Here is a 14783-nt window from a genome sequence, read left to right on the forward strand (position 1 = left end):
AATTATACGCCTTCTAGCGGAACGTACTCCCATGCAGGCAATCGTTCTGGCAGCGGGTGAGGGGACGCGAATGCGACCGCTCTCCGCATCGTGCCCGAAACCCATGTTGCCGGTTGCAGAGGAACCACTCGTCGCTCATACCGCGCGCGCCGCCGTCGAGGCCGGTGCGGACGAACTCGTTCTCGTCGTCGGCTACGAAGCCGACACGGTTCGGGACTACTTCGGCGCGGAGTACGCCGGAATTCCGGTCAAATACTCGATTCAGGAAGAACAGCGCGGGACCGCGGACGCGGTTCGTGCGGCCCGCGAGCACATCAACGGCCCGTTCGCCGTCCTCAACGGCGACAACCTCTACGACACCGCGGCCGTGAAACGCCTCCTCTCGAACGGACCGGGAGTCGGCACGTATCACGTGGACGACCCCTCGAACTACGGTGTCATCTCGACGGACGGTTCCCGCGCGACCGGTATCGTCGAGAAACCGGACGACCCGCCGACGAACCTCGCCAACACGGGAGCTTACGTCTTTCCGGAGGAAGCGCGCGATTGGCTCGACGTGGGGGAAAGCGAACGCGGGGAGTTCGAAATCACGGACGTCGTCGAGCGCGTCATCGAGGAGTACGACGTAACGGCCGTCGAAGTCGAACGGTGGCTCGACGTGGGGCGTCCGTGGGAACTCCTCGAAGCGAACGAGTGGAAGATCGGCGAACTGGAACGCGATGTCCGCGGTGACGTGAGCGGAGCGGCCACGCTCGACGGAAACGTCGTCGTCGAGGAGGGTGCAACCGTCAAATCCGGCGTCGTCATCGAGGGTCCGGCGCTCATCCGTTCGGGCGCGACGGTCGGGCCGAACGCCTACATCCGTGGTGCGACTCTGGTGGACGATGGCGCGAAAGTCGGCCACAGCGTCGAGGTCAAAAACAGCGTTCTCTCCCCCGGTGCGACGGTCGGTCATCTCTCCTACGTCGGTGATAGCGTCCTCGGCCGCGACGTGAACTTCGGAGCGGGGACGAACGTAGCGAACCTCCGTCACGACGGCGAGTCGGTGAAACACACGGTGAAAGGGGACCGCGTTTCCACTGGACGACGGAAGTTCGGCGTCGTCGTCGGTGACGGGGTGAAAACCGGTATCAACACCAGTCTCTATCCGGGCGTCACCCTCTCGGAAGGGTCGATGACGCTGCCCAACGAGGAAGTCTCCGGCGACAAGTAACGCGTTCGCTGCGGTTTTCGGTACGGCTTCGTTTCGCTACTCACTCGCATCGCTCGTGCGTGTGGTGTGTGAGATCGAGGAGGAAAGGAACCGAACGGACACTACCGCATTTCCTCACGGGCGCGGTCTGCTTCCACCGGGTCGTTGGCCCGACCTCGCTTCACTTCCGTTGCAGTCATGCATTCGAAACAGCCGTACACCTCGTTTCGGTTGTTCCCGAACACGCGCGCGAACTGCGGCGTCACGAACGAACTGCAGTTGTGACACTGCGTATCGGCCATCGTGCTGTCGTCGGCGTTCCGGGAACTGCTCATGTCTATCGACATCGTTTTCCCGTTCACAGGGTACCACCATTATTATCCGTGGGCTAACGGATTGAAACTGTGTGAAACCGTATCGGACTATTGACCATTAAAACGGTTTGACCTTGCCTGTGACGGGGTTTTTTACTATCGCCCTAGCTATACGAATCCTCTTCGCGTGGTGACCGCGCACCGCTCGGTTTCGCGCCTTCGAGGTATACAATGTTTCCCCGACCGACGCGCAAGCGGTTGATGTCGCCCCTTTCTTCCATTCGGGAGAGGAGTCTGCTGACTTTCGACTTCGACCACCCGGTTTCCTCCACGATATCGACCTGCTTCATCCGTCCCCGATTCTCGGAGAGCAGATTGAGTACGCGCCCTTCATCGGTGAGGATGTCGTCGGGTTCGTCGTCCTCGGGTTCGGCGGCCGGTGGTGACCCACCGTTTCCGGCGGGGACGGATGTCGGTGAGTCGGGATCGTCGTTGCCGTCGTAGCTATCCTGGCCGGTGCGCCAGAGCATCACTGCGGCACCGACGATGCCGACGCCGATGACACCGACGAGAAGCAACTGCATCCCCGAAAATCCTCCCGACGTTTTGGAAGTTCCAACCGCGGTCGTACCGGTGGTCATCGAGGCCGAAGAGGTGATCGTCGGATCGGTCGGTTTCGGGTCCTTTCCATCGTCTAGTCCGTCACCGTCGGTATCGGCGTTTCTCGGATTCGTTCCGATGAGTATCTCTTTTCCGTCGAGTACACCGTCGCTATCGCTATCCTTGTTGACCGGGTTCGTATTCCGTTTGTTCAGCTCCTCGCCGTCGTCCAGTCCGTCGCCGTCCATGTCCGAATCGAGAAACGCGTCCCTCGGCCACCCCTCGGTTTGTATCTTCGAAACTTCGAACTCGTTCGTCAACCCGTCGTCATCGAGGTCGTCATCTTTCCTGATGACCGTTTGGTTGATGGTGCGGCTGTCGAACGTCGGGACATCGCTCCCGAACGTCGGCTGGAGGCGGAAATAGAGCGTTCGCTTTCCGGGTTCCGTCGCGTTGGAACCGTTGAGTGTGACGGTCGTTTTCGACCCGTTTCCGACGGTCGTACTCTGACAGTCGAGTTCTTTCGGGTCGCTGTCAGTACGGTTGTCGTACAGGCAGACCGAGTATTTGTCCTCGTTTGCGTACACCTGAAACGTGACATCCGCGACATACTGCTCCGATTGCCAGACATATGTCGTGTTATCGTTCGTCGTGGCGACAGCGTTCCCGGTTCGCTGTATCGAGATAATCCGTCCGGTATCGACCTCGTTCTTCCCTCCGACTGATGCCGGAACCAACGCGACACCGACCACGAGGAAAACGACAAGGATCACACAAATTGACCGCCGACCACGGTTCCGGGGACCGAACATTTGTTTCGACTACGTAGTGGGGTGCTTAGTTCCTTTGGCATATAGTTCTGTGTCAGACAAATATGAAACGTGCGGAGTTATATGTTATGTGACAAGAGTTCCATCATACGGACGGCGGCCAGAAGTAGAGTTTATCGATCCCGCCCGAAGACTAGCGAAGTGCGAGTTGCGTCGTCGAGATAAGTGCGTACAGGCCAACGACGAAGGCACCGAGAACGGTGGTAGAAGCGGTAGAAACGAGCGGTACATTCAGCCATGCGGCCGCGAACGTTCCCGCGCTCAAGGCGGTCGCCCAGCGGTAGTAGCTAAACCAGCGGTCCTCGTCCGACTGCACATCGGTTTCGTCGGTTTCGATGTCGGAGTCGATCGCGGCGTCGTTCGACGATTCGAGGTACGGGTCGAACTCGTCGGCCAACTGGCCGCGTTCGACGATGCCACGGCTTTTGTTGTACTCGATGATTCCCTCTTCGTCGAGTTTCGGGAGGTGGGACTGGTAGAGGGCGATGTATACGCGTTGGCGCTCGTTCGAAGCGAGGGCCTGAACGGTGGTGTCGTTTTCCCATGCTGCGACCTGTTCCGCGAGGTCGCGCATTTCGACGGGCGTGTCGTGTTCTTTCAGGTATCGCAGTGCGTGTCGTCGACGTTGCGTCTGGAGAATGTGGAAGATTTTGTCCTTCGTCAGCGCGTTCGGTTCATCCTCGTTCGGCAACGACGGGGCTTCAGAGAGAGTCTGCGTCGTAGCGCTCATGTTTGTTCGATGGATTCCATACAGGGATACATCATAAATCGGTCCGACTCTCTCGCTTTCTTGCGAGCCGTTGCATTACGTTCACGTCTTGCGATTGCACGATTTGAACAGAGTGAAATGTGTGTGAATTTATAGCTATTTGACGAGTATTCTGATATGTAGAGGGTTGCGTGTGACTGTCTACCTCCCCGCTGTCGATTGGACGATTGTCAGGAGCATGAACGATACTATCACTACCACCGTCGACTGGGTCGGAGACAACAACCCGAACGGGCCGAGACGGAAGACGCTCCCGCCGAAGAGGAGCGTCGAAAGTATCGACAGGGCCAGATAGTAGTGTGCGTATCGCGGTTGCGTCATCCGGTGGTTGCTCTGAGTCCTTTGTACACGTTCATCATCAATCCCGGAAGCTGTCGTGGCTCCGGTCGACGCGAGCGACGGAGGTACCGGAATCCCGTACGGAATCGCCCTTCGTCCAAATAATGTCGGGCGAGGATGTAGTGATGGGCACCCGTCACGTCGATTCCCTGCCGTTCGAGACGTTCCACTTCCTCGGAGAACGTCCGGCGGAAGTGTTCGTCCGCCTTGGCGACCGAATCCGCCGGCGGCGACCCGGTTTCGTACCTGAGGAGCAGCGTCTCGTTCACGCAGGCGAGTTTCCCGTGTTTGAGGACGCGAATGAGGAACTCCGGGTCCTGAAAGCGGGTGAACGACTCGTCGAAGCCGTCGATTTCGCGGACGATATCGCTTCGCACGATGAGCGTCGACCCCGCGCTAGTGTGGAGGTCGTCGCTCAGCGTCGGTCCGATGAGTTCCTTCCCACCTTCCGCGCCTTCGGTCTTGTTTCGACGCGAGATGAGCTGGGTCACCGCTTTCACCAGCGGGTTCTGGCCGTCCGGATGGACGGTTTCAGCCTTGCAGTAGGCGGCGACCCACTCGTCGGAGCGCAGTTCGAGCGTGAGGACCTGTTTTTCGAGCTTCGTGGGAAGCCACACGTCGTCCGAATCGAGAAACGCGATATACTCCCCCTCGGCTCGTTCGATACCGGTGTTTCGCGCGGCGCTCGCGCCCCGGTTCGTCTCGTGTTGGACGAACTGAACCCTGTCGTCGTCGTAGGACGCGACGACGTCCGCGGTGTCGTCCTGCGAGGCGTCGTCCACGATGATGAGTTCCAACTCCTCCAACGTTTGCGAGAGGACGCTCTCGATGGTTCGAGGGATGGCGTCCGCGCGGTTGTACGTCGGCACGATGACGCTGACTGTCGGTGCCATTCGTTGCTCAATCGTGTGTTTTCGCCGTGCTTTATTATCGACCTACTAATCGTGGAGGGCCACCGCGAGCAGGACGGTTGCGACCAACAGGAGCACCAGCGACGCCAACGACAGGCCGGACGGACCGACCCCACCAGAAAGCTTCGCGCCCTCGACGGCGGCGAACGCGACCACGCCCGTGCCGACGACGTGGACGACTTCGATTTCATGCGTGTCCCGGCCACGCCCGAGGTGTTCGCCGACGTTGATGGCGTGTTCCGCGGCATCCCACGCGACGACCGTCGCGGCACCGGCCGCCAGCAGCGTCCCGAGCGTGACCGCGTTGAAGATACCGGAGGCGAGCACACCGACGAACACCAGTGCGGTGCCGGCCTTCACGAACGACCGGGACCCGTTTCCGCGTGCGGGCACGAGCGCGAGCGCGAGAACGATGACGCCGAGGAGACCGGGAATCAACCGGATGTATCCGCTGAGTCCCGCGGTTGCCGAAACCGCGACGGCGAGCGCACCGGTGATTCCGGCGATGCCCACGAATCCGACCACCGACCCGGAGACGAGCCACTGCCGTCGCCAGAGACCGAACCCGGCGGCGAACGCCGCGACACCGAGGAGTTCCAAGACGAGTGCGAGCGGCGACGCACCGAGTTTCCATAGCGCGAACAGCGCGATACAAACCGCACTCCCGCTCGCGACGCGTGTCGGTCGCTGGGTGGCTGTCGCGGTTCCCGTACTCACGCTCGAACCCTCCGCGGACGGTTCAACAGCGCCGCGGCGAGCGGCGTCTCCGGGTCCCACTCCACGACCGGAATCCCGGCTTTCCGAAGCTCGCTGAGCCTGTTGTCGCGTTCGATACCGGCGAGTCGCTGGCCGACGCTTTCGTCGGCGGTCACGTCGGGGCTGATGACGCTTAGCCGGTGTCCGTACGCGTCCAACCGGCGTGCCGTCTCGACGATTTTCCGATCGGACAGCGGCGAGAGCAACACCACCTGTGCGGCGCTGGGAAGGCACATTCGTAACTGTTCGACCTGCGCTCCGTGGTCCTTCTCCTCCGTCGGCGGAAGTGACGCGAACGCGGCGTGTGTGGCCAGTAACCGTTGGGCGTTCGCCCGATGTGACCGCCCGGCACCGGGTGCCAACCAGCATTGTTCGCGTCCGAACGCCGCGAGGCCGACGAGGTTGCGGTCGCGGTGCAGCGACGCGAGCAACTGCTCCGCCGCCGAGACGCTGTAGGCCACGGCGTGTGGTTCGTCCGTCGTCGCCCGGTAGGCGGCCTGCCGAGCATCGACGAGGAGGACGACCGTCGCGGCGTTTTCCTCCCGGTATTCGACGGTCGTCAGGGACCCGGTTCGCGCGTAGCGGTTCCAGTCGATGCGGTGCATCGCGTCCCCCGAACGGTACTCGCGGGTGCGGTGAAACTCGATGCCGCTCCCGCCGTTTTGGGCGACGATGCGGCCCACTTGTTCGAGCGTTTTGTCCCGCAAGGGTCCTTCCGTCTCGGTTCCAGTACAGTCGAGTTCGGTGTCCGCGGCGACGGTCGTCTCCGTTTCCCGCGCGCCGCTCACGTCACGGGCGACGACGGCAGCGGGTTCGAACGGGTGTTTACCGTGTTTGGCCTGAACGCGGTAGGAAAAGCGCACCGAGCGCCCCGGCCAGAGGACGGCCCCCTTTCGCGGTGAACCGCCGGTGACCGAGAGAAGCGCGGGGACGCCGTCCACGATACGAACGTCGGGGAGGAACCCGCCCTCGTTCGTCACCGTGACAGTGACCGTCACTTCGTCGCCGGGCCGCGGGGTGCTGTTACTCAGCCGCCGTTCGAGTCGGAGCTTCGGCTCCGGGTCGGCCATCAGGCGTGGATAGGCGGCGAAGACGATGCCGACGACGGCGAGGAGGAGCATTGACGCTCTATCGACCGCCAGACCGACCGCTCCCGCGGCGAGCGAGAGCGCGATGACGCCGCGCCAGCGGTGCGTTTCGGTCATAGCTCCTCACCACTGTCCGCGATTTCCGCGGCGGTCCGGCGGGCGCAGTGTTGGTGCCACGACCGGCCGGTGAGTCGGGTCGAAACGCGGGTTCCGATACTCGAATCGGAGACATCCGGCCCGCCGAGATACGCCGCTGCGGTCGGGTCGTCCGTCCATTCACCGGTTCGGACGCGACGCGTCGCCTCCTCCCGCGAGCAGTTTTCGGCGCGCATGACCGTCTCGACGGCCGCGGTACGAAGGCGTTCTTCGATGTCCGCGCGATTCTTCCGACCCACGAGGGGAAGGCGATATCGCCACGACCCGACGGTTTCGTCGAAGCCGTTTCCGGCGGGCGGAACGGTGACGGGGCGCTCCGGGGCGGGCATATCCGCTTGGACGAGGTTCCCGTCACGACCCGACACGAGGACCGGAATCGACACGAGAAGCCCGAACCCGCCGATGGCCACGACGAGGAGATAATCGTTGCCGAGTACGGACACGAGCGAGCGAACTGGAACCGCGTTCGCCCCGCCGGCGACCGCGAAGACGAGCGCGACAGCACCAACGAAGCCGAGCGTAACGCGACGACCGTTCATTACGCCCCTCCGAGTCGGTCCGTCCCGTGGCGGATTCGGTCGAGTCGGTCGTCGGTCACCGGTTCACCGCCGTATCGAACCTCCTCGAACGTCCGCGTCAGCGTGCGAACCGCCTCCTCGTCGCCACCGGCGTCGATGGCTTCCCGTGCACACTCACCCGGCGTTTTGGTATGTGGTCGGTCGACACCGAACCGTTCGACCATCGACCACCACGCCCGCTCGATCTCGTTCGACGGGTCGGGGTTCGGCATCTGCGGCGATGCTGGTCCAGCATCGGGCGTCGTTTCGGTTTCCACTGCGTCGGACAATCGGTTACGGAACCGGACGCCGACCGCAACGCCGCCGACGAGGATGGCTATCGGGACGACCCACGCGAGTACCCGCACGAGTTCCCGGAGGAGTTCGAGGATTCGATCGACGAACTCCAGCCGTTTCCACGAGGACTGTGACTTCGATTGTCGTTTCCGTTCCTTGGCACTGGACCGTTTCCGCTGCTTTTTCTGTTTCTGCTGGGCCGCCGAGTGACTGTTCGCCTGCGAGGCCGTCGGCGATCCTTTCGACTGAGCCTCGTGTTTCAACTGATCGGCCTCGGTCGGCTTGATGGGCAGCGACTTGTAGTTGACGTCGATGACGTCGTCGGGGTTGGTGTGAACCGACGTTCCGAGCGTCGATGCGGAGGTTCCGATGGCGAAGATACAACACAGCGCGATACCCGCGGTGAGGAGTCTATCCGTGTTCATACCCTCCCCTCACGCGTTCGACCGGTCGGTTCCACCAGCAACATGGATGGAGTATCACCGCTCCGGAGGTTAATTATAGACCTCGTAAACGGACAGTAGGACGACCAGAACGGCCGACAAGGAACGGTTCCGCTCCGTTTCATGATTGAAAATCCGAATGAGCCACCCTGACTTAGCCACCCGATAATAAACACCGACGGACCCCTCCTTCCTCGTATGTCGAGCGACACGCCCGTCCAAGCCGCCGAATCGCCGGATTCCGGCGACGTACCGCGGAACCACGACTTGGACGAACTGGCGGACAAGAACTTGCTCATCGTCTCGCACAGCTACAACCACTTCGTCAAGGGACAGGTCGACGTTCTCGCGGATTACTTCGCGGACGTGTACGTCCTCGTCCGCTACAACCGATTTGCGGACATCTCCCGATATCTCCCCGTCGATTACGCCAAGCCGTTCAGCAGGGACGCGAAGATAAACGAGGAGGAAAAACCGGACAACGTGACGGTCATCAGCACGCCGCTCCTGTACCTTCCCCTCGACATTCACCGTCGGTTCCTCGGCGACCAGCACGCACGGAAGGTGAAGAAGCTCCTCGACGACGTACCCGTCGAATTCGACGTGATTCACGCCCATCTGACGTGGACCGCCGGATACGTCGCGCGCGTCCTCCAACGCGACCGCGGGATTCCGTTCGTCCTCACGGTCCACGAGAATCACGACCTGTTCGTGGACCAACTCCAGTCCTCGAACGACAAGATCGACCGAACGTGGGCGTCCGCCGACGCCATCGTCCGCGTCAATCGGCAGGACCAGGACACGCTTCGGCGGTTCAACGACGACGTGTTCTACATCCCGAACGGGTTCAGTCGGGACCGCCTCCGACGCGTACCACAGGCGGAAGCGAAAGCGGAAGTCGGCATCCCGGATGACACGAATCTCCTCTTCGCGCTCGGTCACCTGAAGGAGCGCAAGGGATTCCAGCACCTCATCGACGTCATTCCCGAGGTCGTCGAACGGGAGGGCGACGTCGTCTGTGCGATCGGCGGCCACGGCGGGATGCGCTCGGAACTCGAGGAGAAAATCGAGGAGTTGGGGCTGGAAGACGACGTTCGACTGCTGGGTTACGTCTCGAACGACGACCTCAAATACTGGATGAGCGCGTGTGATGCCTTCGTCCTCCCGAGTTACAGCGAAAGTTTCGGTCTCGTGCAGTTGGAAGCGATGGCGTGTGGATCACCCGTCGTCTCGACGATAAACGGCGGCAGCGAAGAGGTCGTCACCTCCGAGGAGTACGGTTTTCTCGTCGACAGCCCCGAGGATCACGACGCGCTTTCGGACGCCGTGGTTCGCGCGCTTCGAAAGGAGTGGGACCGTGACGGCATCGAGGCACATGCGGAACAGTTCACGTGGGAACGAGTCTGCGTGGACATCGCACATCTCCACGCAGACGTGTTAGATCTGTAGAAGGATTCCCATCGGCAGCGAGACGGGACGGCACCGAAATCGCCCACCTGAATCGTTTTTCGTGCCCTCTGTATGTGTCATGAGTTGCCACTCTTTGATTACTTAAAGAATGGAACTACTAAGCCACAGACTTTGGCTGAAAGATACTAGTAGATACTATTGTTGACCGTCAGGACTGCCGACGTGCCGGAGTTCCGGCATATCCGGGTTGTGTTCCTCTCTCACGACGGTTGTCAGTAAATTGGGATTCAGAATGACTCATCAAACCGACACACGAAAATCGAACGACACTGACGATACGAAATCATCCATCGGAGCGACGCGCCGAACGTTCTTGAAGGGAGTGACCGCCGCGGGATTGTGCGCCGCGGGAACACGAACGATGGCGGACAAAGCGAGCGCAGAAATACCGTACGCTGGCGACTACGATACGGTCGTCAACTTGGTCGACGACGCGGGTGCGGATCCTGACGAGGGAAATTCCATCACGCCGATTCTTCGCGAATACGCCGACGATGACACCCTTCTGTATCTTCCCGACGGTCGATACTACATGGACGAGCAGTTCCGTTTTACGGGCTTCAACAACTTCGGCGTCGTCGGCGAAGACGACACGACCATCGTTCCCGCCAACTATCACGACTTCGATGACGGCGGCGATTGGAACTATCGCCTGTTCCGTCTCGGCATCGAGTACAGCCCGGGACGTGACCTGCACGTCGAGAACCTCACCATCGACCAAACGGCCGACGATACCGGCGTTCGCGTCATCGAAGCCGCAGTCGACGACGGAATGACAGTTCGAGGTATCGTCATCAACGGGGAACACGACAGCGGGACGTGGGGGCCGGGACGGTTCGTCATCACGGATTCCGGTGGTGAGGGGCTCGTGGACAACTTCAGCGCCGCGGACGGTGGCGCATGGAGCGGAGATACGCCGGCGGACCAACTGTGGCGCGGTCCGACGGGCATCATCTGCAACCGCTACAACAAGGGGAGTATCATGTTCCGGGACTGCAAACTCGGACGATTCCCGGACAACGGCCTGTACGCCGCCGACGGCTCCGGACAGGTGATCGTGGACGGCGGTTACTACGAGAACAGCCAGACCGCGAGCATCCGGATCGGCGGCCACGAGAGCATCGTCAAGAACGCAACCGTCTCCGTCAACGAGACGAGCGGACTCGGCAACCAACACGCTATCCGCGTCGAGAACGCGGGATACATGCGAATCATGAACTGCGACGTCAAGGTGTCGGACCCGAACGGGGATGCCATCAAATCGATGGACGTCGGGTTGCTGTTCGTGGACGGTCTGAACATCGAAACGTCCGGGGACGAGGTCTGTCACGGGCTGCGGTTGCAGAAGGAGACGAAACAGGCACGTATCAAGAACTCCACGTTCACCCACGAAGCGGCAGGAGGATTTTCGCTCTGGATACGAAACGGGGAGAACCCCGCACACGTCGAGAACAGCAGTTTCGTCGGGGACGGCGGCCACGTGAGCGCACGAGCAGCCGTTCGGTGTGAGCGCGACGAATGCGACTTCCGTGACCTCTATATCGAACAGCGGGGGTCGTCCCGACGACGGGGACTGGAGAACACGGGGGCGAACAACCTCATTTACAGGAGCGAGTTCCGCTCTAAGGAGTTCCCCATCATCGACTACGGTGATAGTTCTTGGATAGAGAGCATTTACGCGAACTCCAAACGTGACTTGCCCGGACTTCGATTGACGGCTTCGGCGAACGATACGTACGTCAAAAAGAGCCATATCGTGGACGGAATCCGCGACGAAAGCAACGAGGTACGCGGCTGGGGTAACGACTTTAGTGCCTAATTCGGGCGCAAGGAGACTTAAGTCACGGATAATAATATAGACACGAACCCATCGTCCCGTACATGGCCCTCACGGAGACGATGCGGCGTGTCCGACGTGGCACCCGGGTGTCATATCTCGTCACCCGGGAACCGAGCAAATACTACTATCAGCGCAAACAGTCACGCTCGGACGCCGTAGAGTTTTTCGACGAGGATTGGGACAACCCCATTATTCTCGATGCATGCCGGTGCGACTCCTTCAAAAAATGCGATACGCTTCCCGGAGAGCAGCAACCACGACAGACGAAGTCGAGTTCGACGCCCAACTTTCTGGAGACGTGCTTCGACGGTGCTGACCTCCGCGACACCGCCTACGTGACCGCGAATCACGGCGAAGCGTTCGGTGAATGCACGCGGCTGATCACGATGGGAGACGAAGGGAAAAGCAGAGAAGGGAACAGCATAGAATGGGACGCGTCGGTGGACGTCGGACAACGATTACAGGACCTTGGATACGCATAAAGCAGGGTCTATCCGATTCATAATAAAGTCCCGTTAGCAAGACTGTGATACTAGATACTGGAATGACGAGCACTGTATCAGGGGGACTTCCGTGCAACGAAGCATTCTGAGCGGCGTCCTCTCGGTTGCCGGGACCAAAGTTCTCACACTCGTCATCGGCATCATGACGACCCCGATTCTGTATCGGTTGCTCGGACCGACCGGAATCGGCGTCTACACCACCGTCCTCTCGGTGTTCTCGCTGTTCATGATACTCGTTAGTTCCGGCATCTCGGACGGCGTTCGAAAGTTCATCGCCGAGGAACACGAGATGGACTGCTGGGAGGAGTACGTCGTCGGCTTTTACTTCCGACTCGCACTCCTGCTCGCTGTCGTGGGCGCGATAGTGCTCGCACTCGCGACGTGGTCCGGCGTCGTCGGAGCCATCTTCGGTCAGGAGTACGAGTTGTACTTCTACCTCCTCATCGTGATGACGATAGCAAGCCAGTTTCAGGCGTACACCCGCCGAACGCTGATGGGGTTCGGTTTGGAACGCTACTCGGAGCCGTTGAAAGTCGTTCAGCAGCTAACATTCCTCGTCGTCGCCCTGCCGCTGGTGTACTTCATGCGTCATCGCGGGATGCTCGAAATAGCGGTCCTCGGCGCGTTGGCGGGGAAGATAGCCGCCGCGACCATGGTGGCGGCCATCGGGTTCGTCCTCATCGTCAGGCGGACGTCGTTGCGGAGTTTCTTTCGACCGACACCGGAGGACTTCCCCCGACGGCGGATGTTGACGTTCAACTCGCTGTCCATCGTGCTCATTCTGTTCCTCATGTCGCTGTACCACGTTGACATATTGATGCTTCAGTTGATGTCCGGGAGCAACGAGCAGGTCGGATACTACCGCGCCGCGCTGAAACTCGCGGAGTTCCTCTGGTTCATCCCGCTGGCGCTCCAGACGGTGTTCGTCCACTCCATGTCGGAACTGTGGTCGAACGGCGAAACCGAACGCATCTCCAGGTTGGCGGCACGAACGACCCGCTACACGTTCCTCCTGACCGGCGTGATGGGGTTGGGACTGGCGGCGCTCGCGAACATCGCCGTTCCGATTTACTTCGGAACGGAGTACATGCCCGCGGTCATGCCGCTGCTCCTGTTGCTGCCGGGGTCGCTCGGGTTCGCGGTGGCACGCCCGATCCTCGCCATTTCGCAGGGGAAAGGCGACTTGAAGTTCCCGATAATCGCAACGGGGACCGCGGCGGGCATGAACTTCGTCCTGAACTTCCTGCTCATCCCCCGATTCGGAATGCAAGGGGCGGCCGTCTCGACGAGTATCGGCTACGGATCGATGTTCGTCTTCCACCTCTGGAGCGCCCGACGGGTCGGGTTCGACCCGCTGTCGGACGCCCGCCTCGGACGAATCATCGGTACGACGGTGCTCTCCGCGCCGCCCATCTTCGTCTTCGCCCATCTCCTCCACGTGCGGCCCCTCATCGCAGGAGTTCACGTCCCGCTTGCACTCGTTTTGGTCCCGCCACTCGGCCTCGGCGTGTTCGCTTTCTTCGCGTTTGCCACGGGTGCACTCGGCTTCGGAGAGGTTTTCGAGACGCTTTCCTCGTTTCCCGAACCGCTCGGCTCGCGGGCCGAACTACTCCATACCAAAATGAAAGAAAACAAGATGTCATCCGACTCGATACAGAAACTGATGGTCGTCGCCGGAATCCTGCTGTTCGTCTCGGGAATCGGGTACGCGTTCCTTGACCCCGGAATCGGCGGAATCGGCGGCGCGAATCCGGGATCGTCGATGAACGACACGCAAACGGTCACGGAGACGACGGTGATCGAAACGACGCGCGGCACGACACCGACCGAATCCGGAACCACCGAAGAGCCAACGAAGTCCACGACGAAGGGGACGGAAACGCCGACTCCGACGACTTCGGAGACGAATCCACCACCGGAAACCACGGCGACCACGTCACCTCCATCGACAACCACGACACCGTCCACGACGGCGGACACCACCACGCCGCCGCAGACGACGAGTACCACGAGTACGAGTCCACCACCGTCTACGACGACCTCGTCGACGACCACGACCTCGCCACCATCGACAACGACGACACCCACCACGACAGCAACCACGACCCAACCGACCACCACCACGAGTTCGACCGGGTCGACTACGACGACCACGATGACCACGACCCAACCGACGACTACAGCGACCACCTCCAACACGGGGGGGACGTTGAATACGAGTACTACGTCCAGCATGGGAACGGCGTCGAGTACGGGAACCGCATCAGGGATGACAGTTACGTCGAATACAACCACCACGACGACGAACTCCACGTCGCCCTGAGCGCAGGCGGCCCGGACGGCGATCGGAGTAGTTCGCGGCGAACCCGTGAATAAACGCGGGACGAGTCCTCTTTCATGTCCAACGTACCGGAGACGTACTGAACGGCACGGCGAGCGAGGAAGTCCGGGAAGCTCCTCACACTCGTAGCGAGAGCGTCGTCCGTCGCCACGAGTGTACCGACGCACAGACGTCACGGTTCCGAGTTCGCCAGCGTCATCACGACCGACGTGCTAAACGAATCGCGTGCGCCGACGAACGGCGACTCGGGAATCCGACCACGATAGCCGACGGTGGACCGGATTCGAGGAGAGCTGTCGTCCGGCGAATCGACTCACCACTCGGTGAGCAAGGGTGGCTGTGAGCGGTGTGAGGAGCCCTGGAACCGAGCCGAAACC

At 61.0% G+C, this 14783-nt stretch carries 14 protein-coding genes; 5 read left to right on the forward strand and 9 right to left on the reverse strand.

Annotated features, from left to right (window positions below; all coding sequences use genetic code 11):
• Positions 1-31 precede the first annotated feature (31 nt).
• The gene (gene glmU, locus LJF34_RS27400) at positions 32-1213 is read left to right on the forward strand and encodes a bifunctional sugar-1-phosphate nucleotidylyltransferase/acetyltransferase (protein WP_231189724.1); all 1182 of its coding nucleotides are present in this window, start codon (positions 32-34) and stop codon (positions 1211-1213) included.
• 101 nt (positions 1214-1314) lie between these two features.
• On the opposite strand, the gene LJF34_RS27405 is transcribed toward glmU, so the two are convergent.
• The 9 genes from LJF34_RS27405 to LJF34_RS27445 form a co-directional block, all read right to left on the reverse strand.
• Positions 1315-1527: a hypothetical protein gene (locus LJF34_RS27405; protein WP_231189726.1), complete on the reverse strand. Its 213-nt coding sequence runs from the start codon at positions 1525-1527 to the stop codon at positions 1315-1317.
• Positions 1528-1670: 143 nt separating this feature from the next.
• Entirely contained in the window at positions 1671-2879 is a 1209-nt protein-coding gene (locus tag LJF34_RS27410; protein ID WP_231189728.1) for a helix-turn-helix domain-containing protein, read from the reverse strand.
• A gap of 190 nt (positions 2880-3069) precedes the next feature.
• Complete coding sequence (locus LJF34_RS27415) at positions 3070-3666, reverse strand: hypothetical protein (protein ID WP_231189730.1); 597 nt, start codon at positions 3664-3666, stop codon at positions 3070-3072.
• A 180-nt stretch (positions 3667-3846) separates the two neighbouring features.
• Entirely contained in the window at positions 3847-4026 is a 180-nt protein-coding gene (locus tag LJF34_RS27420) for a hypothetical protein (RefSeq protein WP_231189732.1), read from the reverse strand.
• Entirely contained in the window at positions 4023-4937 is a 915-nt protein-coding gene (locus tag LJF34_RS27425; RefSeq protein WP_231189734.1) for a glycosyltransferase family 2 protein, read from the reverse strand. Before LJF34_RS27425 ends, LJF34_RS27420 begins: the two co-directional genes overlap by 4 nt.
• A gap of 45 nt (positions 4938-4982) precedes the next feature.
• On the reverse strand, positions 4983-5672 hold the full coding sequence (locus LJF34_RS27430; protein WP_231189736.1) for a hypothetical protein: 690 nt from the start codon (positions 5670-5672) through the stop codon (positions 4983-4985).
• A complete protein-coding gene (locus tag LJF34_RS27435) occupies positions 5669-6916 on the reverse strand; it encodes a DUF58 domain-containing protein (protein WP_231189739.1) in 1248 nt (415 codons plus the stop codon). The genes LJF34_RS27430 and LJF34_RS27435 overlap by 4 nt, the downstream gene beginning before the upstream one ends.
• Complete coding sequence (locus LJF34_RS27440; RefSeq protein ID WP_231189742.1) at positions 6913-7494, reverse strand: hypothetical protein; 582 nt, start codon at positions 7492-7494, stop codon at positions 6913-6915. Before LJF34_RS27440 ends, LJF34_RS27435 begins: the two co-directional genes overlap by 4 nt.
• A complete protein-coding gene (locus LJF34_RS27445) occupies positions 7494-8234 on the reverse strand; it encodes a DUF4129 domain-containing protein (protein WP_231189745.1) in 741 nt (246 codons plus the stop codon). The genes LJF34_RS27440 and LJF34_RS27445 overlap by 1 nt, the downstream gene beginning before the upstream one ends.
• A 216-nt stretch (positions 8235-8450) precedes the next feature.
• Between LJF34_RS27445 and LJF34_RS27450 the strand changes: the two genes are divergently transcribed.
• From LJF34_RS27450 to LJF34_RS27465, 4 genes are all read left to right on the forward strand, one after another.
• Positions 8451-9701 carry a glycosyltransferase gene (locus LJF34_RS27450; protein WP_231189748.1) on the forward strand — a complete coding sequence of 417 codons (1251 nt, stop codon included), beginning with the start codon at positions 8451-8453 and terminating at the stop codon, positions 9699-9701.
• 382 nt (positions 9702-10083) lie between these two features.
• Positions 10084-11541, forward strand: a complete 1458-nt coding sequence (locus LJF34_RS27455) for a hypothetical protein (RefSeq protein WP_231189751.1) — start codon at positions 10084-10086, stop codon at positions 11539-11541.
• A 62-nt stretch (positions 11542-11603) separates the two neighbouring features.
• A complete protein-coding gene (locus LJF34_RS27460) occupies positions 11604-12044 on the forward strand; it encodes a hypothetical protein (RefSeq protein WP_231189754.1) in 441 nt (146 codons plus the stop codon).
• Positions 12045-12135: 91 nt separating this feature from the next.
• Positions 12136-14388 (forward strand): flippase, encoded by a 2253-nt coding sequence (locus LJF34_RS27465; protein WP_231189757.1) that lies wholly within the window; start codon positions 12136-12138, stop codon positions 14386-14388.
• The last annotated feature ends 395 nt before the right edge of the window (positions 14389-14783 follow it).

This window comes from Haladaptatus sp. DYF46 (genome assembly GCF_021083305.1).
Lineage (GTDB): Archaea > Halobacteriota > Halobacteria > Halobacteriales > Haladaptataceae > Haladaptatus.

Excerpts from the sequence above, each read along its gene's own strand:
- glmU (WP_231189724.1), top strand. The coding sequence starts at position 32 with ATGCAGGCAATCGTTCTGGCAGCGGGTGAGGGGACGCGAATGCGACCG.
- LJF34_RS27405 (WP_231189726.1), bottom strand. The coding sequence starts at position 1,527 with ATGAGCAGTTCCCGGAACGCCGACGACAGCACGATGGCCGATACGCAG.
- LJF34_RS27415 (WP_231189730.1), bottom strand. The coding sequence starts at position 3,666 with ATGAGCGCTACGACGCAGACTCTCTCTGAAGCCCCGTCGTTGCCGAAC.
- LJF34_RS27420 (WP_231189732.1), bottom strand. The coding sequence starts at position 4,026 with ATGACGCAACCGCGATACGCACACTACTATCTGGCCCTGTCGATACTT.
- LJF34_RS27425 (WP_231189734.1), bottom strand. The coding sequence starts at position 4,937 with ATGGCACCGACAGTCAGCGTCATCGTGCCGACGTACAACCGCGCGGAC.
- LJF34_RS27435 (WP_231189739.1), bottom strand. The coding sequence starts at position 6,916 with ATGACCGAAACGCACCGCTGGCGCGGCGTCATCGCGCTCTCGCTCGCC.
- LJF34_RS27440 (WP_231189742.1), bottom strand. The coding sequence starts at position 7,494 with ATGAACGGTCGTCGCGTTACGCTCGGCTTCGTTGGTGCTGTCGCGCTC.
- LJF34_RS27445 (WP_231189745.1), bottom strand. The coding sequence starts at position 8,234 with ATGAACACGGATAGACTCCTCACCGCGGGTATCGCGCTGTGTTGTATC.
- LJF34_RS27450 (WP_231189748.1), top strand. The coding sequence starts at position 8,451 with ATGTCGAGCGACACGCCCGTCCAAGCCGCCGAATCGCCGGATTCCGGC.
- LJF34_RS27455 (WP_231189751.1), top strand. The coding sequence starts at position 10,084 with ATGGCGGACAAAGCGAGCGCAGAAATACCGTACGCTGGCGACTACGAT.
- LJF34_RS27460 (WP_231189754.1), top strand. The coding sequence starts at position 11,604 with ATGGCCCTCACGGAGACGATGCGGCGTGTCCGACGTGGCACCCGGGTG.